This is a genomic window from Paenibacillus sp. FSL K6-3182, from assembly GCF_037976325.1.
Classification (GTDB): domain Bacteria; phylum Bacillota; class Bacilli; order Paenibacillales; family Paenibacillaceae; genus Pristimantibacillus.
Genome location: NZ_CP150265.1, coordinates 5,428,644 through 5,454,573 on the forward strand (window position 1 = coordinate 5,428,644; position 25,930 = coordinate 5,454,573).

The window sequence follows — 25,930 nt, forward strand, 5'->3', positions numbered from 1 at the left end:
TCTCTAGTCACCCACCTTCCGAAGCAATTTCTGCACGACCAAGTTTGAGCCTAGCATAATCGCGAATAATACGGTTGCAATCGCACTAGCATAGCCCATCTCGAAACGTATCGTCCCGAAATCATTCAGATGCGTTACTATTGTATGTCCCGCATACTGCGGGCTTGGGAAGCCGACTAGGCTTGTTGCCACATCTGCGACCGCGAACGAAGATGTAATCTGCATAACCGCGCCAAACATCAGCATCGGACGCAGTGAAGGCAATGTAATAAACCACAGCTCCTGCCAGCGATTTCTTATGCCATCGATCGCACCAGCTTCAATTAGCGTCATATCCATTCCTTGTAATCCAGCGATAAAAGCCAGAAAGGCTGTACCGAGGCTTAACCAGAGCTGAACCAGCATAATAATCGCCAGCATGTATTTGGGATCCTGCAGCCATTGAATCGGTTCAAGAATAAATCCCCATTTCATCAGGAATGCGTTGATATAGCCGAAAGAATCGCCAGAGAAGGCAACTTGCCATATCAAATATACATTTCCTGAAATCGAAGGCGCATAAAATAGAAGCGTAATAACAGACCTTATCTTAGGTGAAAGCTCGTTGATGAGCCATGCAAGAAAGAAGCAAACGATATAGCTGAGCGGACCGGTTATCGCCGCGAACAGTAGCGTATTTTTCAACGCAATTAAAAACACTTCATCCTTGACGAACAAGTTGGCATAATTTTCCCAACCCACCCACCCTGGCGCTTCAAGTACATTAAAATCCGTGAAGCTAAGTCCGAATGCCATAAGGACTGGGAAGGCGGTGAAGATAAAGAAGAGTATGAAATATGGAGCAAGGAGTACATAGCCATGCCGTTTCACACTAATCTCGCCCCGAAGATGAGCAAGCCTCTTCTGCCTCTCGCTAGGCTGCCTCTTCAATCTGCTTGGACCCTGCAATTCAACGCTTGCTTGATTTGGGCCTGACATAACAACCGCCCCCTCTCTCTAGTTTGGCAAGCCGAACTCTTTTCGTTTTTTCACAATTTCCTCATTAATAAATTTCGTATAATGGTCTATCGCTTCACGTGGATCCTCGTTAGAGATAACGACGCTGCGGAACGCATTGTCAAGATGACGGCCAGTGAAATATCCGCCAGCAACCTCTGGCAATCCCTTTGCCCATTTCCACTGCTCCATTAATACGTTGTAATCCTTCACCTGCCAAGGAATCCGAGCCACCGCTTCCAGATTAGCTGTGGAAGTTCTTCCAGCCGGCCCGAAAATGGCTTCAATTTCAAGACTGTACTTCGCCTGCACGTCCGTGCTGGTCCACCAGTCTAGGAAGGACCATGCTTCCTCCTTATGCTTACTATCCTTCAGCATAATAGCAGCTGTTCCAGTTGCAGGCACTTCTCGGTGAATACTGCCGTCAGCCTGCTCAAGTCCTGGAACAAGAGTGAAATTCCATAGTCCTTTCAGCTCCGGTGCAACGACGTTGATGAGATTGAATCTCGTATAGTCAGCAATCGCGATTGGCATCTCTCCACTGCGGAAACGGTTGACGAAGTCGGTCGTTAACGGCAGCTTATAGGTCGTATATAATTCCGTCCAATCGATAAATGATTTTACGGACACCTCAGTATCTAGTGCGCTGGCTTTATCACCTTTGCGATAAATTTCCCCGCCGTTTTGGAACAGCATCGTACCAAAGGTAAAGTTAACCGGCAATGTAGCGTTATCTTGTACGTTCGCCCCCGTTTTCACCAAAACCTGAATAGGGAAGCCGAATAACAGGTTTTGCTTCTGCAGCTCAGGAATAATCTCAAAGACATCCTCCCATGTTTGCGGAATTTCCAGATTCATTTCCTCAAGAATATCCTTCCGATAAAATAAAACCGGAAATTGCTGCTCAATAGGCAGTGCGAATGTACCCTTATTAAATTCATAAGGAACTAATGCGCTCTCATGGAAGCGCTGCTTCACCTTGTCGAACCCAGGATATTTGGATAAATCCTCCACTGCATTCCGTAAGGCATAATTGACTGGCTTATCTTCCGGCAGAGCGAAGGAAACATCAGGACCGCGTCCTGCCAGCATGGCTTGCATGAGCACGCCTTCACTGACCACTTTTATGTCGACGGCAACTCCGGTTTCAGGAGTAAATGACTCATCAATAAGCCGCTTTGCAATTTTTGCTTGATCAATACCCTGCGTCATCCACACCGTAATTTTTTTACTGCCTTTCTCCGTCGAACCGAGCACATTGTAGTCGGTGAAAAAAGAGAGCATGAAAGTGCCCACTTGATGCTTCATTCTTTTGAAAAACTTCGCTTTGACAGCAGGCATTTTCTTATCAGGAGAGGCAATGACAAGATAATCAATCGATAAAGGCATATAATTGATGGAATAAATCCAATCTCCTAATGAACTTGTATTGGATTTGAACGTCTCTAACCGGCGTGCTATTGTCTCTGGAGCATCTACCATGTCTTGCAGCTGAAAAATGAGCCGATTCAATGAAGCTGTGCGATCACTGCTGCCACCAGATATTTTCTCTACACGCTCAACTATAGATTTCAACACTTCAATTTGTTTGGTGAAGACTTCAATCATCTCTGGAATTTTTTTATCAAGCTGATAATCCCGATATTCATCCGGTACCGCGCCCGTCACCATAATAATGCGCCGGAAAATATAATTTAGATCCAGCACGCTGGACTCCACTGTTCGCAGCAGCAATGCCATTTCTCCGAGTGTCACTTCAAGCTTAATCTCATGCTTGCCTTTCGTTAAATAAAATTGGTACGGACTCTTCCCGTCTCCAAGCTCATTCATTTCCCAGTTCGTTGAGAAACCAAAGGCAATGCCATCAGCCTCCTGAAACGGCAGCTTGCCGTCAATATACATTTTGCGATAAGAAATCATACCTCGTTGAAAGCTTTGTTTATATTTAATGCCGATATGATAAAGTCCATCTTCCGGCACTTCTATATCCCAAGTCATCCACTGACCGGATTCCGCCCAGTTGAAGCCGCCGATCGTATTGAGTCGGATTTGAGACATATGATAAGGCTCGGTAGAAGGGCTACTGCGATCCATCATCGGATAAAGTACTTGACTTGACTTCAGATCCGCTAATTCCCCTTGAACCTTGATCATGACATCAGAAGCATCTTTATAACCATTCGACTCATATTCAGCGGCAACCGCTTCGTAATCCTTCGCTTGTTCAACTTGGTTCAGCTTGATAGAACGAATAAGCATCTTTTCCTTAGCGGAAACTAAAGTGATGCTGTGCTTCCCTTGTGTAAAGTAATATAAATAGGGTTCATTGTGGCGACCATCCGCACTTCGTGCGTACGTCTCCTGCCACATCGGCAGCTCTACCTGCTGGACATGGGTGTCATTCCCGCGCTTATCACGTGCAATTTCCGCTTTGCTCGTCCACACTCTTCCGAACACTAAGTTTCTGCTCTCAGCAAACGGCGCTTCTCCATCAAGCAGCAGCTCGCGGTCAATATCCGCACCCTTACCCTCCATTGGGTAAAAAAGTATTGCAATATTATATAAGCCTTCATTCGTTACATCGAACTCCCATGAGATACTTCCCGTTTCATCCGATTCAACCGCATTGCCCGCCAATCCAGCCATGTCGTTAACGACGTTAGCCTTCATGTCTACCACTTTAGAGAAGGTATCTCCTGGGATGATAATCTCTTGCCCTGGCCTAGGCGCATTCTGATGCTTCACCAAATATTGGTCGTATCCGTTCTCACTCTTACTACCGAGCATCTGCTCCGAGATAGCTTCAGAAGTATCAGCAGCATTTGAGGCTGCCTTTACCGTGGATATCCCCTTTGATTGAAAGCTCTGGGGCAGGATACACACAGCAGATAGCGTCACTAAAAGTACTACCTTGACTATTCCATATTTATTGACGCTTTCCATATGGAATCCCCCTTCCCGCTTATGAGCAGCACCCCAACCATAGAAAAGAATTGGGGTGCGCGCAGCGTTTTATACAACCAAACCTTATTTCTTCACAGTCACATCAATTGCAGCCTGAGCAAGCGGTTTAATTCTCGCAAGCTCACTTGCAGGTGTCGCTTTTCCAGTCATGATATTATTAATCGCTTCATTGAAATAGCCCTGAAAGCCATCATAGGCAAAGAACTGCATCACCGTTCCGTTACCAAGCATTTTACGCAGCGTATTGAGGCCCTCTTCACTTCTAAAGTTAGCTTCTTCTCCACGAATTACGCCATCATAGCCTTTTTCAGGGTTTCTCTCATAAAGCTCCTGCCAAACTGTCATAACTGCTTTTGGGTTTTCTACATCCGCCATCAGATGCCACATGTTTACAGTTATTGGAACAACATATTCGGTTGCTTTAGGACCCTTAGGAAAGAATACATAACCCCAGTCATCAGCCAAGCTGCCATTGAAATCTGCTGAAACCCAACGAGCTCCAGGATAGAATAGCGCTTTACCTTCCACAAAAGATCCGCCCACAACTTTATGAACATTGTATAAATCGGAGACAAACTGAATAGCTTCTAATGCTTCCGGTTCCTCGAATGTAATTTGGTCATCTTTCGTTACAGATCCGTTATTAGAGTAAATGAAAGGAAGCGTTAGGCTCGAAGCTGTATCATAAGGAGTTACGCCGAATACGCCATCCTTCGTAGCAGCTTTGGTCATCGCTAGAAACTTATCCCAAGTCCATTCGCCCTTTTCCTGCAATTCATAAGGATCTTCTAAACCGAATTTCTGAATTAACGTTTTGTTATAGTAGAATCCATTGCCGTTATTGTCCTTGTCGGTGAAGCTGTACTGCTTCCCGCCGTAGCTGCCATTCTTCAACATAACTTGATTCCAGTTAGGGTCTTTCATATCCACTAGGTCGTCAATATTGCGAAGATACCCCTCTTTAACCATCTTCGGAATAGCCCATTCCGTCGGAATCATAATAATGTCGGCAAAAGGCTGCCCTGCTACGGAAGTTGTTACTATTCTTGATTGAATCTCAGCGAAAGGTACGGTTACATACTCAATTTTCACATTGTATTTTTCCTCTGCTTTACGCTGCATTTCCTTCTCTTCCTCATTCAAATAGTTTTCCATTCCCCACCATTGCCCGATGCGAATCGTTCCGCCTTTGAAGTCAATCTTCTCATCGACTGGCGCAGTTGAAGGTGGCGCTTCCGTTGCCGTCTCCTCGACGGTCTCCGTTGTAGGAGACGGGGTTGGCTCATCCTTAGGCGCATTAGATCCGGAATTTTGCGAGCATCCAGTAAATACAAACATTGCAAAAATCAGCATCATCGTTAATAATTTTAGCTTCATTCTTCTTTCCCCCTTAATATCATTTTTTGGATACATTCCTTACTAAACCCAAATGAATGATCGCCTAATGTATAAGGATTGGAGTATATTTGAAAGCGGTTACATTTGGTTGTAATCCTAATTATAAGAGATTGGTTTAAAGTGAGGTATCTGTACAAATTCATACTTTTTCTACATAAAAAACCTAAACGATAAGGTCCATCAAATCTCATAATAAATAACGATAGATTATCTAAAAATTTTACATACTACTACACCGTGAACAGGTATACCCTCTAATAAAAGAAGCACCTACGCGAGCTTCATCTCCGCACGGAACCTTGATGGCGTGGTACCAACAACTTTTTTGAAAATTTTTGTGAAGTAGAAATAATCCTGATATCCCGCCTTTTCTGCAATTTCACCCACCATTAAATTAGTATTGCCAAGGAGTTTACAGGCATAGGTAATGCGTAATTTGGCGATATATGCTGTAAACGTCTCGCCTACTTCCTTTTTGAATAATTGACTGATATAACTAGGGTTTGTATAAAACTTGATCGATAAGCTCTGTATCGATATATCTTGAATGTAATTTTGATTCACATAGTTCAGAATAGCTCTAAAGGTTTCATTGCTAATTTCTTGTGAGACGTTTTCGGTCGCTTCAAGAATATATCTGCTTACATATTGACGTAAACAATGAATCATTTCAGATAGGGAGCCAAAAGAAGCAAGCAGCAGTTCATTGCTATATAACATCTTATCGGACAACTCAATTCCAAATTGGTACATGAATGAAAGTACGATATTATAAAGCTGGAGTGCATGGCTCATAGTCAGACTGCCTTCTCTGAACAGGACGAGTACTTGGTCAAAAGCAACATTCGCAGCAGCTATATCACCTATTCGAATAGCATCATCAATTCTCTTCAGCATTTCGTTAAAAGGTTTGCGTATCGGGGTTTTTTTGCGAAATATCGCTGCTTTACCAGCAATAAAATAATGATCAGCTAATGAATTCGCGATTTCAACCGATTCCTTTAGTTTCTCTATTTCTGTTATTTTTTCACTTACGCCAATTCCACGGATCCGATCAGGCATCCCTTTGCTTATTTCATTAATTGTCTTCTCCAATTGAGCCCATGCCACGAGATACAGAGACTTTGATCTTCCGATCTTAACCTGCAAATAGTTCTCTGAAGCCTGTACTGACTCATTACCGATAGTGGAACAGACGATTAGGCCAACTCCATCATTAAAGCCATCGATTAGGCCATATTGTTCGAGCTTGCGTGTAAGCCTAATGCGATTCGTTTCGTTTGGTTCTTCCAAAAATAATTGAAGTGGATTTTCAGCTGTCTCATGTTGTGCTTCATTATTTTTCTTAAATTTGCTTAGGATCGATATAATATCCTGTTCATCGAACGGCTTAAGGCAATACGCAAGCGCACCATAAGAGAGCGCCTTCTGCGCATAAGCAAATTCTGCATAGCCGCTTACGACAATAAATTGCGCTTTATGCGGAAGCTCACGTGCTTTTTTGATTAGCTCCAGACCATTCATACCTGGCATACGGATATCGGTGAATACGATATCGGGAAGTATAGCTTCAAACATGGTCAGTGCCTCTGTCCCGTTATGAGCCATTCCTACAACCTCAAACCCATTAGCATGCCAATTAACACTCGCCTTAAGACTCTCAGCAACCCATACTTCATCATCAACTAGCAGAACCTTATAATACATTCGAAAATTCCCCCTTCGTCGACAGCTTCACCGTTACCCGAGTTCCTTCACCTTCCTTGCTAACAATATCAAGTCCATACTCTGAACCACAGATCAGCTTGATCCTTACATTCACATTGGCAAAACCGATGCTGTTATCTCTCTCGCCTATCAGCAATCCATTCGGCTCCAAGTCCGACAATGTAGATTGGACCCGCTCCAGTTGAGCTTGATTCATCCCTACCCCATCGTCCTCAATGACGATAATCAAGTCTCTGTACACATCCAGATAAGCGCTTATCCTTAATAAACCTTGCTTCTCATTTAACTCTAGTCCGTGATAAACCGCATTTTCGACAATTGGCTGCAAAATCATCTTCGGCACATGGCAGTTGCGGGCAAGACCATCGATATCAAATATCACGCTAAAGCGGGTACCAAAACGCAGCTTTTGAATTTGTAAATATGACTCGATGATAGAAAGCTCCTTGTCCAGGGGAACATTTTCTCCCCCCTTAACGCTATAATGAAATATACTTCCAAGCAAAGCGGCAGCCTCTCTAATTTCAAGAACCCCTTTTACTGCAGCCATTCCTTTGATCATTTCCAGCGTATTATAGAGAAAATGAGGATTAATTTGGCAGCGCAGGTATGCAAGCTCAGCTTTCTTCTTCTCTAGCTGCATGAAGGAAAGCACCTCATTTGTATCCAGAAGCTCTTTCACTAAGGAATCGTTCTTGTGAAGCAAAATGTTGCTTGTAATAATAATGAACATAACTGCTGCGAAAACAGCTCCAAACACAAATATCCAAATAAAAGAAAAACGAATCGCGTTCAAGTCGCGCATCAGTGCGTCTTTAGGGATCATATCTACAATCTCGCTCGAATATTTTTCACTGTTTGAGCTAATGATCTTAGCCATTTGCAAATAACTGGTACATAAGATGAAAAGTAAGACAAAGGTGATGGATAACGCGATTATGGATAACTGTGAACGAATCGAAAGCTTACGCAGCAAGGACACGTCTATCGCTCCATTCTCATGCGTAGGTTGATGAAAGTGATGTGGGGACTCCCCACTAAGAAACTGATAAATAAAAATATCAAGCGCTTAGCAGGAAGTTATGGTGTTAGTAAGGTATGAATCAGATGGATGCGGCTTCTAGCAATCGTCGATGTACTTGCTGAAATGCTGCTGCATCGGTATTTGCTTCTGTAAAGCTTGTCATGCAGGAGTTTACTAGCTCATCCGCTATTTTACGGTCAGCTTGAGCTATCTGTTGAAGCAATTCATAATCCTCAATGCCCATCCTCATCGACTCCAGCCTCATGCTTAGCCAAGGTCCATCCGTACCCGGATAGACGATATGAGTATCGCCGGCAGGCACCCTTTTGGCGTGAACGCTTGGAGCAAGCATGGGATTTGTCAATTCAAATGGATCTTGGCCTTCCAGGTAATAATTCAATCCCCAGTGGAGATATCCATTCATTTTGTATAAGTAATTGCCCCAGTGCAGAAATCTTGTTTTGAGAAGCGGAATATCTAGAAAGCGATTCATATAATGACCGCCTGGGTTCCAACATGTATAAAACCATAGCGTATCGCCGCCAGCCTGGATTCTTTCGTAAGCTGATTTGTTACGATCATAGTCCCTATTCGTGGGCACCCAAATATCTAATGCCCCTTCCAGTTCCGTATGAATGATTGCGTCAATAAGTGGTACCCCCGGCATGTACTTTCTAACTATGCCTGCCAAGACCCGATAATCTTGAGCCGACTCTTCAAGCGGTTCATCAGCAATATGCTGTATGGTTAAGCTCAACCAGCCATTAGTGGCAAGGAACTTGTTCCAGGAAGATAGGTATTGCGATATAAATGTATAGCCTTCCGGGCTTGTTGCTTTTATGTTGGTATCATAGTTTAAAACGAAAAAAGAATCGTCCCAGCCTCTTCGACCAGCTATATGCCCGCCTTCTATACGGGTGAAGCCCAGACCTAGAAACATTTTGATTAACGTCTCGACACGCGAGAAGTCAAATTCATAGCTTCCGCTTCCCGTTTCCTTGATATCAACCAATTCCATGCCAACTAAGAAATGAGTTTGACGAGTCCGGCGCATCGCTTCTCCGTATTGGTAAACCATGTTCCAGAAGGGCTCCGACCATTTTTCGAGGTTATGCCACTTTGCAATATTGCCAAATGAGAACCAATTCGTAATCGACAGCGTTTCCTCTTTGGCAACTTTAGCTTTAAAGACCTCTATTTCAACAGGAATGACATAGCTATTGCCATCAATATGAAAACGGAGCTCTCCGACATGCTGATGTGGATTTGCGGATTCGTCCACTTTCCAGCAAACATATAGGGCATCTTTTTCAGCACGCGCTTGGAATTCCTCGCCGACCGGCTTTAGAGCATCGTACACACGGAACGGCGCAAGTCGTGTTACATAATCGGCTGGAGTACCTACAGGTACGGTGGAATAATCAGGCCCTGTATTCTCATTCACTTGAACATCAATTAGCTGATACATGGACGTATTCTTCACAAATTCAGACTCGGCCGAGACATATTCCCATGTTATTTTCACATTAGAAGGGAGCCCCTCCATCAATATTTGACAGCCAATATAGGTGCCTCGCGCCGTCTCTAGATTAATGCTTCTCGCCCCTGCATTTGATAATTCAGTATCCGGATAAACCCACTCATTCACATCGAATATTTGCCAATTCATCAACAAGCCTCCTCGCACAAGCTTTTATAATTAGTCGGACTGGTTCGGATAATGCTCAGGCAAAACCGCAATCGTTCCGTCATTTTGGCGAATCCATGTATCGAAATTCCGCTCGCCTGCCTTTAATCGGATAACTCTTGCTCCCGTTTGAAAATGATCCTTGCGGACATTATCAACATAACTCACATATCGCGTAGATCGGCCATAACAAAGGCGGATACCATGCAGCGTTCCGCTAAAGTCATTCGCATGATCATGACCAACAAATGTCCCCATTACATCTCCCATCTCCACCATCGCCGAGAAGAAACCGGAATTTATAACCGGTGCGCTTACTCCATCAAAGCAGTGTCCCAGACAAGTCTGATTATTCCATACCTCTTGATACTCCGGCAGAGGAATATGAAAGAACGCCAGTGCTGGTAAGGGCGAATCATTGTTAATGGACGACAATTTCTGCGATTCGGAGACATACCATTCAATTTGATCTCTTTGAATCCAGTCATAGCCGCCAACCGACGGGTTAGAAGAATAATCACCGCTGTCCAGGAAATACAAAGCAGCGGCCGTTTCATCATTTTGGTCAAGAAGAGTAATGATATAATTACCAGACCCGCTTACATTCGGTGGATCGGCTTCAGCGACACAGTAGCTGTGGGCTAGCTGTTCTTCATGCATTTGATCACGAGAAACGGCTCCTTCTGAATCATGATTGCCGAATACAGCTGCCCATGGTATGCCGCTCTCCTCCGCTACCGCGACAGCATCGCGTAAGGATTGAATCGGATCATTTCCTCTGGCGCTAGCTGTAACATCACCGGCAAATACGATTAGATCCGGCTTCTCTTGTTTGATAACGCTTTCCATTGTCGCCCTTGTCATGCGATTAAATTCCGGTGTATCCGGGTCATAATCTCCCGCGTCTATAAACTCCACATCGGAGAATTGGACAATGACGAAGGTACCATCCTCACGAAATTTCATTTTATTGCTCATCCGGCTGCTCTCCTTTCACTGTAAAGAATGCTGTACTTGAATTGTATGAACACAGCCCATTTCACTCTACCAGAATAATGACTATCTACTAACAGACTGGTGACTTCATTGCTTTCTATAAACTGCGGCAAAAAAAAAGCCGCCCAATTAATCGGGCGGTGATGAAAAACAACGAACAATTCAGCTATTCGAGCTGCTTGAAAGCTTCCTAAACTGCTGGGGGTTCGCTTGATAGACACGCTTGAACATTTTAGAGAAGTAGGAAAAGTTACTATATCCAATCGATTGAGCGATCTCTGAAATCGGCATTGTCGAGCTGGCAATCAACGCTTTGGCAATCCGCATCCTCTCGTTAAGCAAATAATCTGTAATACTCATCCCTACCTCCTTTTTAAACAAACGGGAGAGATAAGCAGGATTGAGATGAACGTATTCTGCGAGCATTTCCCGGGTGATATTCTCCCTGAGATGATCAGCAATAAATGCTTTAAGACGCGGAATGACTGACTCTTCCTGAAAGAGATAGCAATATACCTTTTGAATCAGATTTATCCCCCACTCTTCCATCTGCTCTAGCGTACGCGGAGGCGCTTTAATTTGAGGGACTTTAGTGTCTTGAAGCAGTTGATGGGCAGAGAGACCTTTCTTCTGCAGCAGGTAGTGAATCATCTGCAGAAATCCCTGATAATAGGCTTGCAGCGCGTTTGCACCAAATCGTCGATCCGAAGCCAGCTCCTGAAGACTATTCCTCAGCTGCTGAACCAGTTCTTTTTCTTTGCCGTTTTCGAGCAGCAGCGCCCAAGCCGTAAAGTCAGGCAAGCAAGGATCTGGAAAAGGATCTGGACTCTGCTTGCTAAGCCAGTTCAGCTGATTGGACTCACTGAGATTATTGTATTCCATGGACAACAACGTCTTATACATCACCGTTAGCTCATGCAGTTTCACAGGCTCACCGATGTAGCAGGATACCGTACAGTTTAAGTATTGACTGCAAGCATCAATATACATGTTGCATCTATCACCAATACGATCACGAAGCGTGAACTCCTCTTCCGGTGAGAAGTAGAGGATAGCCAACGTGACACCGTTCTTGGTCTGAACGACCTCTCCTCGTGAGTCGGCAATCAACAGCTCGGAGGAGGATTGACGAATGGCGTACTCCATCACTTCCTCATCCCGCGTGCTGAGTTCCCGCTTCCAATTTTCTACGCTGACTATGACTGGAAGCAGTCGATCATCCAGCTTCAATGTTATGCCGTACTCAGCTGGCAGGCTGCAGTTGTCATTCTCTCTAGCCACAATACGTTCTGAAAGCAGATCGTACCAGAAGCGTTCGCTAAGCAGCGTCTTTTTTTTGTTCCACAACTCATAATATGGTTTGTATTGTTCGCTCTGTACCAGTTCTGCACTCTTCTTATTCACACTAAGGATAGCTTTCCGGATCGCTTCTTCCAAGACTTCATATTCCACAGGCTTCATCATATAGTCAAAGCTGCTGAGCTGGACGGCCCGCTGCATAAACCTAAAATCGTCGTGAGCCGTCAAGAAGATCGTCTCCGTATTCGGGGAATTCTCGTTTACCCACTCTAGCAATTCGATTCCTGTGTTTTTCGGCATTTCGATATCACTAATCATGATTTGAATTTCTTGCTCCTCAAAGATCTTAACAGCCTCTCTCATGTTATAGGCATCGAATACCGCAGAGACACCTAGTGCATCCCAGTTGATTGCATCCTTTATCCCCATGACGGAGTACATCTCATCATCAACAATCAGAACCTGCAAGCTCTTCGCCTCCTGCTATCATGATAAATCTATTGGAATCAAAAACCTATCTATTATAATCCGAGTCAACGCTATACCCTAATCTACTGGAGCCTCGACAGGAATCTCCAACTCTATTAGAGCGCCAGAGCCAGCGCAATTATCGAATTCCAAGCGAAAGGTGTTACCGTAAAGAAGCTGCAAGCGATGATAGCTATTCCAGATGCCCAAATGCTGGTCATTTGTTTGATGGAAATAGTGACCACTCCGTAAGGAGTCCAGCAGCTCTTGCGAGAATCCACTGCCGTTGTCAACAATCCGAATGCGGCAACGTTTTTGATCGGTATCTATTATGGAATGAATCTCAATATGAAAAGGATCATCCATGAAGTCGAAACCGTATTTGATTGCATTCTCGATAAAAGGCTGCACGATCAGGGGAGGAATCTGTACCTTCTTCGAGTCCTCATCCATCACAAACCGATAGGTTATCCTTTCGGGAAAGCGGAGCTGCTGAATACGCAAATAACTGTCCATATGTTCCATCTCTTCGGAGAGAGTAACAAACTGCTTGCTCGTTTTGGTCGTAAAGCGAAAGTATTTCACTAGATTAAGGCACATCGCTTGAATTACGGAATAATTTTTGAGCTGAGCAAGGTTATAGACCACATTAATGCTGTTGAGCAGGAAATGCGGATTAATTTGCAGCTGTAAATGCTTAAGCTCCGCCTTATGAGCTCGAATATGTTCTTCATAAACGTTAATTTTCAGTTTTTGAATTTGATGCGCCATGTCATTGAAGGTTTCATTGACCATATAAAACTCCCTAGAAGGCGAATTGTTCAGCCTATATGCCCAGTCCCCTCTTTTGAGAGTGCGCATGCCTTTTATTAATTCATTCATCGGCCTGAGAATAATACCGTTAAGATAAATCAAATAGAGAGAGAGCATCACAACGGCAAATACCGGAATCCAAGCAATAATCATACGAAAACGAGCAAGATTATGAAGCATTCGCTTTTCCGGAATGAATGCAGCCAGCGTAACATCTGTTGAGATAATTGGATTACTGACGACAATGTAGGTATCTTTCTCTCCCATAATCCTCTGGTATTTCTCGTAGAAGTCAATAAGAGGAGGATCGGCGAAACCGCCAACATCGAAGCTTCCGGTGATCAGTTTCCCCTCACTATCCGCAAGAGCAGCAAAGCCTTCTCTTCCCAGCTGAATTAGATCCAGAGGAATCATCAGCTTTTCAAGGCGAACCCATGCTCCCAAGTATACACCAGCGCCCGAATCCACAATGCGTACCAAGCCATGTATGTTACCAGAGCTAACTACCCTCCACCCTGAAAATAATGGGCTGCCAGGCTTTACTGTGTCAAGCAAGTCCTGAAGGCCTTGCTTGATGGCCAGATTTTCATCGTAAGAGGCTGTTTTGATATTGGTATGAATCAGATCAAGATATGCGTTAGAATAGGCGAACTGAATATCTACAGTGCTGTCAAACCGATTATATCGGCTTAAGCTGTTCAGGATCCGCATCTTGGTCAATGTATATTCGTTAGAGTTGTAGACCATCTTGTTCAATGACAGAATATCCACATCCGCGGTTGCTAAATCGTATAGAAAATTAGTTTCTATGCCAAGCGCAGTCTGGATCTGGTTCGAATATAGTGTGATCATACTTTTGCTCGACTCCGCCGCTTGTTCTCGTACGGAATTGGAGGCCGTGTAATTACTGTAAAGCAGCAGACAGACTAGAGGCAACGTAATGGTAATAAAGCCGACCGTTAACTTGAAACGCAAAGAGCCTTTAGGATTCATCACAGTTCTTCCCCTATTCCTTCATGTCGGTATACCTTTTGCATTTTATTATGGCATATCTCATCAGGTTGGAAAAGAAGGAGGAGTTGGAGGTTTACTCTCCAACTCCTGCATATAACTTATTTCGTATTCGCTTTGGCCCACTCGTCTAGCTGGCGCTGCTGTTCTTCCAAAATTTTCTGGTATCCCGCAGCATTACGCTTAGCTTTATACTTGGCAATTGTTCCTTCCACATCATCGACAGCACCTGAGTTCAGAACCATCTGGAACTCTTTATCTACGTTACCGACTGCAGCCTTCTCAGCCTTAACTGGTGCCTCATCGAAGGTAAAGCCAAGAGCGATAGAGCGTTCGGAACTTTCGTTGAACTTCTCGAATTGTTCCCACTTGTCAGCGTCTTCGTTTGCCCACAGGTATGAGATGAACTGATTTCCGAACATCCAACCGCCTGGGCTCGGGTAGCCTTGTGTCTCAGCTGTTACGCCTTCTGGATAATCAATGACGTTGTCTGCTTTTTTAACATAGTGCGTACCTTCAATTCCCCAATCCAGCATATTAAGAAGCTTAGCATCCGTATACAACATATTAAGAAACATCATTGCTCTCTCAGGATCCTTGGAAGTACGGGAAATCGATAGCAATGCTCCATTTGCTTCACCTGTTGTTGTATAAGGTAGAGCTGTCTCAACTTGTACGAGCGGAAGTCCCATTGTTACAGACATTTCTTTATCTTTACCAGGCTTCAATGATGAACCGATTGCAAAGGCTTTGCCGGCTTTCATCATGTTCTCTGCTTGACCGCTAGAATCTGAAGTCATAACATCCTTATCGAACCAACCATTAAGATTCCATTGTCTCATACGCTTAAGAAAATCAATAAATTTTGGGTCTTCTAGGGTATCAATAGCTTTCAACTCTTTGCTGTCACGTGAAATTATACCGCTATCGTAATTAGCTGCTCCCCAAGTGTTTGCAAATTTATTACTAACAACGGGTACTATACCTTGTTCTTTTTCTTTAATTACTTTAAACATTTCTTCCATTTCCTCAAGAGTTTTAACTCCTTCAGTATTGAATTTATATTTATCAACCAATTCTTTGTTTAGAAGGAAACCAAAACCTTGTGCGAATTCCTTTTTGGTAGGAACGCCATAAGTCTTGTTGCTAATTTGTGCGCCTTTCATAAAATCATCGCCCAAAATGGCAGGGATATCTTTACCGTGTTTTGCAATGAGATCTGTCAGTTCTACAAATTGTCCTTTGGATACGTCTAATCCATAACCAAACCATCCGGCAGTAAAGATGAGATCAAAGGATTCGCCGGAAATTTTCATCAGGTTAGTCTTGTCTGTCCAAGAGCCCCAATCAATCGGTTTCAATTCGATAGTTGCGTTGATTTTTTCTGTTAAGTATTTGCTCATTTCATCCTGAACAAGCTTTAGATCCTTAGGCACAGCACCAGGATAAATCAATGTAATTTTGTAAGGCTTGAGACTTGCAGCATTACCAGTCTCATTGGATGGTGTGTTATTAGTATCCTCTTTTGGAGTGTTGGAACCTCCTGTTTTGTTCTGTGCGCATCCGGACAGAACTAGCATAACAATGATGATCAGGGTTAATCCGATTTGCAGCTTTTTCTTCAACGTAACCAATCCCTTCTTCTCTTTGTTTTTATCGGAAACCTAGATGCGTATTCTTAACCTTTAACCGCACCGCTGGTGATACCGCTGATGTAGAATTTTTGAAAGAATGGATAAGCGACCAGGAGCGGCGCGACGCCGATAATGGCGAGTGCCATTCGAACACCTTCAGTTGGCATTTTGGAAAGAAGTTCGCCTACCTGACTGGATGTATCCGCCTTCATAATTAGAAACTGTACATTATTTAGCGTCTTGGTCATAAGGTACTGGATATTCATCAAATCTGGTTTATCGATAAACAGCATACAGTTGTACCAGTCATTCCAATAAGCTAACAAATTGAAGAGAGCGACTGTCGCCATAATTGGCGCTGAAAGCGGCACCACTAGCTTCATGAAGATAGTCAGCTCGCTCGCCCCGTCGATCGTGCCTGACTCAACGATAGATTCTGGTATCGTGTTGGCAAAAAAACTACGCATCAACAAAACGTTAAAGGCACTTAGCAGCAGATTGGGTATAATCATGCCAAACAGTGTGTTTTTGAGCCCAATCATTGTCACATAGGTGATATACCAGGGCACCATGCCTCCACTAAACAACATCGTGAAAAATAGAAGAAATGACATCGTGCGGCGCAGCGGCAAGTCTTTGCGTGATAACGGATAAGCGAAGAGCGCCGTTATAAACAAGCTGACCGTTGTTCCAATAAGAGTTACGAGAATGGTTACTCCATAAGATCTCGCAATCTGACCAAAGTCATTAAATAAGAACTGATAAGAGGCGAAATTAATTTTGCTTGGAATTAAGCTGTATCCGTTCTGGGCAATCGAACTCTCATCTGAAATGGAGACCATGAATACTAAAATGAACGGGAATAGTGACGCTATGCTGAAGAGCACAAAGAACAGATGGATAAGTGGAGATCGCAAACGTGATGTAACTGGCATCTGCTTGATGCCTCCTCTCTTTATAAATTTTTATCGATTAGAATAACGCGTCATCCTTGCTGATTCGGCGAACTGCGAAGTTTGCCCCTAAGATCAAGAAGAAACAGACAACAGATTGATAAATACCAGCGGCAGTCGACATTCCAATGTCTCCACGCTCAATCATTGCTCGGTAGACAAATGTATCGATCGTATTAGTTGTAGGCATTAACGGACCTGAGTTCATCGGTACTTGATAGAATAGACCGAAGTCTGAACGCATAATCGAACTGATCGCTAGCAGCGTCATGATGATAATCATTGGCGAGATGAGTGGAATCGTAATTCGAGTCATCTGTTTCCATTTGTTAGCGCCATCGATGGTTGCCGCTTCGTAAAATTCCTTATCAATACCGATAATGGCCGCAAAATAAATAATTGCCAAATAGCCGACATTTTTCCACGCATTCACAATAACCAAAATATATGGCCAGTAATCCGGCTCATTGTACCAAGAGATCGACTCGGCGCTAAACCATTTGTCTAACTGTCTATTGATAAGCCCGCTATCGGTATTTAGAAAACTGTATACCAGATAAGCTACAACTACCATTGAAATGATATGTGGCAGCAAAAACGTGCTCTGGTAAAAACGGGTGATGACTTTATCTTTGATCTCGTTGACCAACAGTGCGGCAAGAAGCGCAAAAGTGGTATTCACAACGATGAAAAACACGTTATACATAATCGTATTTCTCGTTATCAGAAAAGCATCGGGAGAACTGAACAAAAACTTAAAATTGTACATTCCAGCCCAAGGACTGCCCCAAATGCCATCTACATAGTTCAGTTCCTTGAAAGCTAAGATGACTCCGTACATAGGAATATAATTGTTTAAAATCAAGTACGCTAGCCCGGGGACCATCATAATGAGTAAAGCCCTGTATTTCTTTATATTTTTTTTGAATGTTCGCATTCGGCTACTCATAGTTGTGGATGTATCGTTTGATGCAAACGCCGTCATAAGGCTCACCCTTTCATGTTGTCGTTCTCTGTCTCTCATTATAGTGGGCTGTTAATCATGTGAACTACTATAATAATGACATATCTTTATCACGCTAATGACTAGTTTTCTCAGAGCATGAATTAGGATATTGACGGTTATAACGGGTGCTCTTATGCTAAAAGCGTGAACCGGTCGTGCCGTTTCCTATTAATGGAAGACACGTCCTTCACGAGAGATTTAATATGAGGGAGTGAAATATGATGAAGCAAACTAAGGCTGTACAGCGGGTATTTATTCTTGGAATGGATGGTGCGGGTAATTTCGTACAGCAAGCAGACACACCGAATCTAGATGCTTGGCTTCCACGTGGAGCCTACACCTTTGATGCGAAGGCGGAAATGCCGACGATCAGTGCAGAATGTTGGGGATCTGTGCTTCATGGGGTACAGCCTGACAAGCATAAATTAAATAATGAGAAGGCAGCAACGCTATCCTATCCGAGTGATTCTCCCTTTCCTTCCCTCTTTCGACTAGTAAGAGAACAACAGCCAGAGGCTAAGCTTGCTTCCTTTAGCAGCTGGAGTCCGATTAACTCCGGTATTATTGAAGATAATCTCGGCGTACATAAAGTTTCTTTGCCGGATGCGGAGCTTGTCTCTTCTCTTCTCGTATACATGGAAGAGAATCAGGACGTTCGTCTGTTATTTCTACAACTGGATGAACCGGATGGCTCTGGACACCGTTACGGCTACGGAGATGATTGTCCGGAGTATTTAGCTGCGATAACGACTTGTGACGAACTAATCGGCAGTGTGTTGAAGCGATTAGAGAAGTTAGGTCTTATGGAAGACAGCTTAGTTGTACTTCTCACTGACCATGGCGGAGGCGGTGATAACAAATACAGCCATGGCAGCGCCCATCCAATGGACCGTGACGTATTCTGGGGCTGTATCGGACCTGGGATTAATAGCGGTCTTCTAAAAGGACCTGTATCCATTACAGATACAGCTGCAATTGCTGCACTTGCGCTAGGTTTAACCTTGACTCAGCAATGGGATGCTCGCTTACCAGATGGATTGCTTGATGACACATGGGCATTCAAGAGCATTACTATCGTCGATAGCAAAGCAGCTGCCGCTGAGGAGTCCCACAATGGCTAAGTCGCTGCGGTTTCGAGAAGATGGGAGCTTCAAAATTGTGCAGTTCACAGATCCCGAATTTTCTTCATACGAAGCGGAAGAACAAAGGATGGAAGCTATGATGCTAGATATCCTGAAAGACGAGCAGCCTGATCTGGTCGTCTACACAGGAGATGTTATCGCTTCAGCTGGTCACCCTAACCCGGTAGTCGCATTTCGACGCGCTTGCTCAGTGCCTGAGAGCTTGAACATCCCTTGGGCTGCTGTGTTCGGCAACCACGATACGGAAGGAACCGTCACGCGGGAGCAGCTTCATGCGCTGCAGCTGACCTACCCACATAATTATGCTAAGCCTGACCCACCTGGCATTCATGGCTCCGGTAATTATGTCCTTACCGTAGAAGGTAAAGAACGCGAAACGGCCGCAGCCCTTTATTTTCTGGATTCAGGCAGCTACTCTCCGCTGGAATATAGCAGAATGGGCTATTATGATTGGATTCGCCGCGATCAGATTGATTGGTACACACGTGAGTCCTATCGACTTACCGGAAGCAATGGCGGAACGCCGCTGCCCTCCCTCGCCTTTTTTCACATACCGCTTCCTGAATATAACGATGTATGGGACTTCGGTGTCTGCTATGGAGAGCGTAATGCTCCCTTCTGCTGCGCGCCTTGGGTGAATTCCGGCTTCTTCGCAGCTATGATCGAGATGGGCGATGTCATGGGCACCTTCGCTGGCCATGACCACGGTCACGATTTCTGGGGCGATTGGCATGGCATCCGTCTTTGCTATGGCCGGACGACCCGAAACGCATACCTGGATCGGCCCTTTTTAACAGGAGCGAGGGTCATTTCCTTGAAAGAAGGAGAACGAAGCTTCGATACTTGGCTGCACTTAGAGGATGGAACGGTGCTGTCAGAACAGCCTAAGCATGAGCCTGAGGGACGTACACCGGAGAATGTTGCTATTTACTTAACATAAGCAGCACCGATTCGAAAAGAAGCTACTTTATGTATTTATAATCATTAACGATAGTTGCAATTCATATAAAGAGTGGCCGATTCAACTGTTCAAACCAATCGCTGAGGAATTCCAAAGAAATACCTTCAGCATCCGACTGAACGGATATCGCTTACGTTTGGATTGATAGCAAACATAATTGTTATGGTTAACACAATCAAGTGGTTCTCTACCGAGTTCTTCGAAACTGTCAGTTTATAATGAAAGTACTGTAAAAAAAGGTTTAATAGAGCATCTGGAATTTAGTTGAGGCACCTTCAGATTAGTAGTTAAAAACACTTTCCGTAATATATACAAATTGATTGTATCTTCATTCAAGCTTCATAACTTGCCCAAAACCTGATGTTTCTTATAATAAGGTTTGGTGGATGAGAGGGCGATACCCTTTATAGTCAATTATTCGTTATTGACATCTATACTTTATAACTCGCAAAGTTGTTTTCTATCATCTTGAACCGGAGGATCTGAAGAAAACTCCATTCCTTGTTTCGCTTATTAGTGTCCTTCTGTATGCCTCGCCAAGAACCCATCCAGGATCTCTGCCATTGGTCCGTTTTCTAACGGTCCTTTTAGTTCGTTCCTAACCAACAGCAAAGCGGCTGCAGGAGGCATATGGATTGTCCGTAGCGCTTCGACCAGAGTATTCTCTTCGTCACTTAATCTTTTTATGTACTGTAACTCTATCGGTTCAGGTGTTATCACCAGTGTTTCACTCTCTTTCAGGGGTGGTTTGTCCTACCTAGTTCATGGCGTCATTAAATACCAAATTATTCTGTTTGACCATGTTTTTGTCATTCGTCCTGGCAAATTACAAGGAAGTGCTGTCACATTCACCTTTATCCAATAAAATGTAGCCCGTAGCTTTAGTATTAGCGATTGTAATCGCTATTAACCAAGAAGTACGTTAAAGAATTGTTTACCCACGTTCAATTAGGCATCAACATGGAGAGAAATAACTCGTCTTAAAAACAGTAACAGATGTTATTTTACACTTCTTATTTTGAGTAAGTCCTCTACAATTTCCGTTTGATGAAAAAGGCAGTCTGCCAGAACCTTTTGGTGGACTGCCTTTTTGCTGTCAAATATGTCGCCCTGGCTTGAGCACAGGTTAATCATCTTAATCTAGAGTAGTACTGACACTGATTGATCTGGCTATCCGTCGTCGCACTCCCGCTCTGGACTGACGGACAGATAGATGACTCAACCTTGGGAATCGAGTTCGAATGCTTGATCGTAGCGGTTTTCCGTTCGGAACGTTGGGTTGGTGGGAAGTCCGAAATTTCCGGATGAATGGTGATAATATGTACAACAGGGTTTTGTCACTTGGTATCATAGACTGAGTATGGATCAACGATCTTTTGGCAGACTGTTCTACTTGCTATGCGATGGCGTTAGCGCTATTGACTGGCAATTTCCTTGAAACACTTGGTTGGATAAATCAAAGCTTATTGGTCAATTTAAACAAGGTTTCCGTCATGGATTAGCTATGCTTGATAATTTTGGAAGGCGTAAAACTTTTCGAGTCTACAATTTTATTTTCTCTCAACATTTGGAACGTTAATTAACTATTAATAAAAACCTCGAAGCAGTCAATCATAATGATTGGCTGCTTCCTTAGATTAGATGGGGAAATGATCATTTTGATAATGCAGCAGACTACATTACTCAAGTGCATTAAATTCTGGTTTGAGAATAGATGCGAACCTAATGATCTCAAAGAATACTGTCCCTCTAATCTGACCTCATAAGCACTCCGTTTCCAAAAACGTTGATACGCCCAAAAGGCTGAACGACTTTGTACGTCCTTTGTTCATTTCGCCAATTTCGGTATTAATGCCTTTTGACTATGAATCGGCAGCTCATGGATATGAAAATTAAATTTAGAAGAAATTGAATATTCCATCTTAGTTTGAGTCATTCTAATCAGGTCAGAAAATCCAAAATATCCAACAGGAGGAATTCATTTGTACCAGTTTCAGTCCAACAATCAGATTTCGCAACAACTTGCTCATGCCGAACAACTTATCCAACAATTGGTGAACCAAACTCAGCAAGCATCAGGGCAATATCAACAATTGTTAAACCAAGAACTCAATAATGCAAAAGCACTGGAACAAATAGCACAACGTGAACAGCAAGCCGCTCAAATTATACAAACCGCTCTGCAAGGCCATCAAACAGCACTTCAACAATTACACCAAATCTCAACCATCTGCAACCAAGTGGCTCAGTCATCACAAACACAAATGACTGCATATTCAGCTATGAACAACCATCAACAACAACAAGGCTTTAACAACTATTCTCATTAATGAAATAGGAATAAGGGATAAATTTCATTTCTAAAAGAGGGTTTAATTAATGAAATCGCTGTAGTTAGACCCTATCTAGCCGTTGCTAATGTTCTTCAGAATACGCTCGGCAGTCAGTTTCGTGAACTGCGCACCATGATGCAGTATTCCTTCCAAAGCAACAATACTCGCGGAAAACTATACTTCCGAGTGAACATAGTCTAGTTTGTTACGATTTGAATGCTAGGATTTTTGAATATAAGCTGCTTCCTGATAGGAAAAACCCTGTTGAAAAGCAGGGTTTTTTCCTGTTTTGTATAGCCATTTACCAATGATGCGGAGGTTTGTTGGAGATGAATAATAAAGAGTTGAATAAACTATCTATTTTTGCCCTTGGCGGTGTATTCGAAATCGGAAAGAATATGTATGTCATCCAATACGCTGACGACATCATTGTCATTGACTGTGGCTCTAAATTTCCAGACGAGAGTCTGCCCGGCATAGATCTAATCGTCCCTGACATTTCCTATTTGCTGGAGAATCAAGAAAAAGTACGCGCATTAGTGATCACGCACGGACATGAAGATCATATCGGCGGAATTCCTTATATATTGAAACAGCTAAATATTCCTGTATATGGAACTCGTCTAACACTCGGTTTAATCAAGGGAAAGCTAAACGAACATCGTCTCAAAGGAGCCTTATTTCATGAAATTAAAACAGACTCATTTATTGAATTAGGAAGAAGCTTTCAGCTTTCTTTTTTTCGTACAAACCATAGCATTCCAGACTGTGTTGGTATCGTATTAAAGACGCCAGAAGGTACGGTCGTTCATACGGGTGACTTCAAATTTGATCTCTCTCCTTCCAATAAACAATTCCCAGACATTCATAGGATGGCGAAAATTGGTGAAGAAGGGGTGCTTGCTTTATTATCCGAGAGCACGAACGCTGAGCGACCAGGTTTTACTCCTTCTGAACGATTGGTAGGGGAAAAAATCGCAGATGCTTTTCAGAAAGCAACAAATAAAATATTTTTGTCCACCTTTGCTTCCAACATTAATCGCTTACAGCAGGTTGTGGATGCTTCTATTCTAACAAACCGCAAGCTCCTGCTGCTTGGTCGCAGCATGATCAACGTCGTAACGATTGCTCAGGAGCTCGGTTATATCCACATTCCCGAAGGCATGATCATTGAAGCAAAAGAAGCCAATCACCTCCCGAGAGAAAGAGTTGCGGTATTGTGTACGGGAAGTCAGGGTGAACCGATGGCTGCACTCTCGCGTCTCGCTAGCTCCACCTATCCACATACAGAAATATCTTCTGGTGATACTGTTATCCTCGCGTCATCACCAATTCCAGGGAATGAAAAGAACGTTGCTAGCATGATAGACCATCTGTATATGCTTGGGGCTCATGTTATTCATGGATCAGGTGTAGCGACAGGAATGCATGTGTCTGGTCACGGCAGCCAAGAAGAGCTTAAACTTATGCTTACGCTAATGAAACCAACCTATTTCATCCCTATCCACGGAGAATATCGCATGTTATACCAGCATCGCTTACTTGCTGAGTCTGTTGGAGTAGAGAAGGATAATATATATATAATGAATAACGGAGATGTTCTTGACCTATCAGGAAATCAAGTACAACAAACACGGAAAGTTACCGCAGGTAATACACTTATCGATGGTTTAGGCATTGGCGACATCGGAAACATTGTATTACGCGATCGAAAACATCTTGCCGAGGATGGCATCCTTGTTGTTGTTGTCACTCTTAGTCGTATAGAAGGCTCCGTACTATCCGGGCCTGATATTATTAGCAGAGGTTTCGTATACGTTAGAGAATCCGAAGCTTTATTAGGCGAAGTAGGTCGACTTGTGACGAAAACCATTGCTGACTTACAGGAAAATGGAAACGACGGTAAATGGTCTATATTAAAACATCGTATTAAAGAATCTACAAGTAAGCTGCTTTATGCAAAAACAAAAAGACGGCCAATGGTTTTACCAATCATCATTGAAGTGTAATGAATCCACATAATTACAAATCCCCCTTGCTTCAATTTAAGGTATGGTATTATCCCCTTTAAGTAGACACTCAAAAAACTTCGTGTTGTTACATGAAGATTGAGTGAACCTTGGTGGGGATATTTTCATTGCAAAAAAGAGACGTGTTTTTGTATCCATACTAAAAATCGTTTCCGAATTCGTGAGTCATCCTTCCAGTAAACGTCTCTGAATCTGTTGGGGCATCATATTTCATTTTTGTATCAAATCTTCCCCATATTACAGAATCCAATTCTGCATCCAAAATGGTTGCAGCATGTAATATACTCTCCGATTTTAATTCATCCAAGCATTGAAGCAGCGAATTCAGCATGCGAGACATCCTTACACATCCCTTTGTCCGGATCGATTACCGCGCAATAGCTTCAAGCTCATCAAGAAATGAATCCTTTCATACTATTTAGGACATGATATTCATTGTGACTACGGTAAATATAGCAGCTGTCATTAAAACGAAGGAGTGAAATTAAATGACTAAAAATGAAGAACTCAATCGAAATCTTGATTCTGACCAAAATAGTAACAATACGGATGAAGCTGACATCGGAAAAGCTGTAGGAACGGCGGGTGGTATTGCTGCAGGTGCAGTCGTAGGCTCTGCTTTGGGTCCTGTTGGAACTGTTGTTGGCGGTATCGTAGGCGCAGCATTGGGAAATAAGGTTGGAGAAGCTGCTGACGATAACAACGACGAAGCTCACCGAAAGGATTAAAATGGTTAGTCACCAGATTCAGTTAGGTATTAGATGTGTGAATGCAATTAAAATTGTTTTGAGATGGTCAAAATAAATAAATCTTCACTTCCTAATGCTGCATTTCGAAATAAATCGAATATGCAGCATTATTTGTTTTTAAATTAGGTGAAAATCTAAATATCAATGGCAAAATAAGCTAGTCAAAAAAACAAATTACAAAAACTTGGAGGAACAACAATAAGCAAACATTCAAAATTCACAATTCACAACAACTCGCTCATGCTGAACAACTTATTCAACTTATCTAAGTCCGTCTAGCCCTCCCAAACATCTGGAGGGTATTTTTTATGTAAGGTAGGACCGTTAGCTTCATACATTCGGCTGCTCGGGTACTTCTTCCGTTAAGCATCCCATTAGTCCTTCCATGTATTTCTGCATTCAACGAATTTTGTTGCTCTATCGCACTCACAGCAAGTCATCTATATAACCCTTTAGATACAACACTTTTGGCGAATGCACAGGCGATCTGCCTTCCTTAGACATAAAATAATCCATTATCATAAATTTCAGGAGGTCTTAGTGATTAGCATGAAGAAGAAATCAAAAAAACTAAAACCGTACATTCGATTAAAAGGCCGCCACATTGTAAGTACATTTAATGAGCTTGATCTTCTGGAACCTCGTCCAAATAAGCAATTAAAGTCTTTACTCCACCAGATCTATAATTACTTACCGTCTGGATCATCTAAATGACTTCTATTCCAATTGGGTTGTCTG

Annotated in this window: 19 protein-coding genes; 6 read left to right on the plus strand and 13 right to left on the minus strand. The window is 43.0% G+C overall.

Annotated features, from left to right (window positions below):
- Positions 1 to 3 precede the first annotated feature (3 nt).
- The 12 genes from MHH56_RS24015 to MHH56_RS24070 form a co-directional block, all read right to left on the minus strand.
- Positions 4 to 978 carry a sugar ABC transporter permease gene (locus tag MHH56_RS24015; protein WP_339204179.1) on the minus strand — a complete coding sequence of 325 codons (975 nt, stop codon included), beginning with the start codon at positions 976 to 978 and terminating at the stop codon, positions 4 to 6.
- Between the two features lie 18 nt (positions 979 to 996).
- Positions 997 to 3,939, minus strand: a complete 2,943-nt coding sequence (locus tag MHH56_RS24020) for an extracellular solute-binding protein (RefSeq protein ID WP_339204180.1) — start codon at positions 3,937 to 3,939, stop codon at positions 997 to 999.
- 84 nt (positions 3,940 to 4,023) lie between these two features.
- Positions 4,024 to 5,337, minus strand: a complete 1,314-nt coding sequence (locus MHH56_RS24025) for an extracellular solute-binding protein (RefSeq protein ID WP_339204181.1) — start codon at positions 5,335 to 5,337, stop codon at positions 4,024 to 4,026.
- Between the two features lie 291 nt (positions 5,338 to 5,628).
- Positions 5,629 to 7,065, minus strand: coding sequence for a response regulator (locus MHH56_RS24030; RefSeq protein WP_339204182.1), 1,437 nt, complete (start codon positions 7,063 to 7,065; stop codon positions 5,629 to 5,631).
- Positions 7,055 to 8,068, minus strand: coding sequence for a histidine kinase (locus MHH56_RS24035; protein ID WP_339204183.1), 1,014 nt, complete (start codon positions 8,066 to 8,068; stop codon positions 7,055 to 7,057). The genes MHH56_RS24030 and MHH56_RS24035 overlap by 11 nt, the downstream gene beginning before the upstream one ends.
- 121 nt (positions 8,069 to 8,189) lie before the next feature.
- The gene (locus MHH56_RS24040) at positions 8,190 to 9,779 is read right to left on the minus strand and encodes a DUF4091 domain-containing protein (protein ID WP_339204184.1); all 1,590 of its coding nucleotides are present in this window, start codon (positions 9,777 to 9,779) and stop codon (positions 8,190 to 8,192) included.
- Between the two features lie 30 nt (positions 9,780 to 9,809).
- On the minus strand, positions 9,810 to 10,775 hold the full coding sequence (locus MHH56_RS24045; RefSeq protein ID WP_339204185.1) for a metallophosphoesterase family protein: 966 nt from the start codon (positions 10,773 to 10,775) through the stop codon (positions 9,810 to 9,812).
- A gap of 180 nt (positions 10,776 to 10,955) precedes the next feature.
- On the minus strand, positions 10,956 to 12,560 hold the full coding sequence (locus MHH56_RS24050; RefSeq protein ID WP_339204186.1) for a helix-turn-helix domain-containing protein: 1,605 nt from the start codon (positions 12,558 to 12,560) through the stop codon (positions 10,956 to 10,958).
- A 78-nt stretch (positions 12,561 to 12,638) separates the two neighbouring features.
- Entirely contained in the window at positions 12,639 to 14,366 is a 1,728-nt protein-coding gene (locus MHH56_RS24055; protein WP_339209715.1) for a histidine kinase, read from the minus strand.
- A gap of 119 nt (positions 14,367 to 14,485) precedes the next feature.
- Entirely contained in the window at positions 14,486 to 16,009 is a 1,524-nt protein-coding gene (locus MHH56_RS24060) for an ABC transporter substrate-binding protein (RefSeq protein WP_339204187.1), read from the minus strand.
- Positions 16,010 to 16,062: 53 nt separating this feature from the next.
- Positions 16,063 to 16,953 carry a carbohydrate ABC transporter permease gene (locus MHH56_RS24065; RefSeq protein ID WP_076267726.1) on the minus strand — a complete coding sequence of 297 codons (891 nt, stop codon included), beginning with the start codon at positions 16,951 to 16,953 and terminating at the stop codon, positions 16,063 to 16,065.
- A gap of 37 nt (positions 16,954 to 16,990) precedes the next feature.
- Entirely contained in the window at positions 16,991 to 17,812 is an 822-nt protein-coding gene (locus MHH56_RS24070; RefSeq protein ID WP_339204188.1) for an ABC transporter permease subunit, read from the minus strand.
- Between the two features lie 383 nt (positions 17,813 to 18,195).
- Here MHH56_RS24070 and MHH56_RS24075 point away from each other — a divergent pair, with 383 nt between their 5' ends.
- The 5 genes from MHH56_RS24075 (at position 18,196) to MHH56_RS24095 (ending at position 24,422) form a co-directional block, all read left to right on the plus strand.
- A complete protein-coding gene (locus tag MHH56_RS24075) occupies positions 18,196 to 19,098 on the plus strand; it encodes an alkaline phosphatase family protein (protein ID WP_339204189.1) in 903 nt (300 codons plus the stop codon).
- A complete protein-coding gene (locus tag MHH56_RS24080; protein WP_339204190.1) occupies positions 19,091 to 20,059 on the plus strand; it encodes a metallophosphoesterase family protein in 969 nt (322 codons plus the stop codon). Before MHH56_RS24075 ends, MHH56_RS24080 begins: the two co-directional genes overlap by 8 nt.
- 2,003 nt (positions 20,060 to 22,062) lie before the next feature.
- Complete coding sequence (locus tag MHH56_RS24085; protein ID WP_339204191.1) at positions 22,063 to 22,410, plus strand: AMP-dependent synthetase and ligase; 348 nt, start codon at positions 22,063 to 22,065, stop codon at positions 22,408 to 22,410.
- Positions 22,411 to 22,464: 54 nt separating this feature from the next.
- A complete protein-coding gene (locus MHH56_RS24090; protein ID WP_339209716.1) occupies positions 22,465 to 22,614 on the plus strand; it encodes a hypothetical protein in 150 nt (49 codons plus the stop codon).
- Positions 22,615 to 22,742: 128 nt separating this feature from the next.
- On the plus strand, positions 22,743 to 24,422 hold the full coding sequence (locus tag MHH56_RS24095; RefSeq protein ID WP_339204192.1) for a ribonuclease J: 1,680 nt from the start codon (positions 22,743 to 22,745) through the stop codon (positions 24,420 to 24,422).
- 160 nt (positions 24,423 to 24,582) lie between these two features.
- On the opposite strand, the gene MHH56_RS24100 is transcribed toward MHH56_RS24095, so the two are convergent.
- Complete coding sequence (locus MHH56_RS24100) at positions 24,583 to 24,783, minus strand: hypothetical protein (RefSeq protein ID WP_339204193.1); 201 nt, start codon at positions 24,781 to 24,783, stop codon at positions 24,583 to 24,585.
- A 148-nt stretch (positions 24,784 to 24,931) separates the two neighbouring features.
- On the opposite strand from MHH56_RS24100, the gene MHH56_RS24105 reads away from it, so the two are divergent.
- Positions 24,932 to 25,171 (plus strand): glycine zipper domain-containing protein, encoded by a 240-nt coding sequence (locus MHH56_RS24105; protein WP_339204194.1) that lies wholly within the window; start codon positions 24,932 to 24,934, stop codon positions 25,169 to 25,171.
- Positions 25,172 to 25,930: the final 759 nt, after the last annotated feature.

Excerpts from the sequence above, each read along its gene's own strand:
- MHH56_RS24025 (WP_339204181.1), bottom strand. The coding sequence starts at position 5,337 with ATGAAGCTAAAATTATTAACGATGATGCTGATTTTTGCAATGTTTGTA.
- MHH56_RS24095 (WP_339204192.1), top strand. The coding sequence starts at position 22,743 with ATGAATAATAAAGAGTTGAATAAACTATCTATTTTTGCCCTTGGCGGT.
- MHH56_RS24075 (WP_339204189.1), top strand. The coding sequence starts at position 18,196 with ATGATGAAGCAAACTAAGGCTGTACAGCGGGTATTTATTCTTGGAATG.
- MHH56_RS24080 (WP_339204190.1), top strand. The coding sequence starts at position 19,091 with ATGGCTAAGTCGCTGCGGTTTCGAGAAGATGGGAGCTTCAAAATTGTG.
- MHH56_RS24020 (WP_339204180.1), bottom strand. The coding sequence starts at position 3,939 with ATGGAAAGCGTCAATAAATATGGAATAGTCAAGGTAGTACTTTTAGTG.
- MHH56_RS24055 (WP_339209715.1), bottom strand. The coding sequence starts at position 14,366 with ATGAATCCTAAAGGCTCTTTGCGTTTCAAGTTAACGGTCGGCTTTATT.
- MHH56_RS24015 (WP_339204179.1), bottom strand. The coding sequence starts at position 978 with ATGTCAGGCCCAAATCAAGCAAGCGTTGAATTGCAGGGTCCAAGCAGA.
- MHH56_RS24070 (WP_339204188.1), bottom strand. The coding sequence starts at position 17,812 with ATGTACGGAGTCATCTTAGCTTTCAAGGAACTGAACTATGTAGATGGC.
- MHH56_RS24030 (WP_339204182.1), bottom strand. The coding sequence starts at position 7,065 with ATGTATTATAAGGTTCTGCTAGTTGATGATGAAGTATGGGTTGCTGAG.
- MHH56_RS24065 (WP_076267726.1), bottom strand. The coding sequence starts at position 16,953 with ATGCCAGTTACATCACGTTTGCGATCTCCACTTATCCATCTGTTCTTT.
- MHH56_RS24040 (WP_339204184.1), bottom strand. The coding sequence starts at position 9,779 with ATGAATTGGCAAATATTCGATGTGAATGAGTGGGTTTATCCGGATACT.
- MHH56_RS24045 (WP_339204185.1), bottom strand. The coding sequence starts at position 10,775 with ATGAGCAATAAAATGAAATTTCGTGAGGATGGTACCTTCGTCATTGTC.
- MHH56_RS24100 (WP_339204193.1), bottom strand. The coding sequence starts at position 24,783 with ATGTCTCGCATGCTGAATTCGCTGCTTCAATGCTTGGATGAATTAAAA.
- MHH56_RS24105 (WP_339204194.1), top strand. The coding sequence starts at position 24,932 with ATGACTAAAAATGAAGAACTCAATCGAAATCTTGATTCTGACCAAAAT.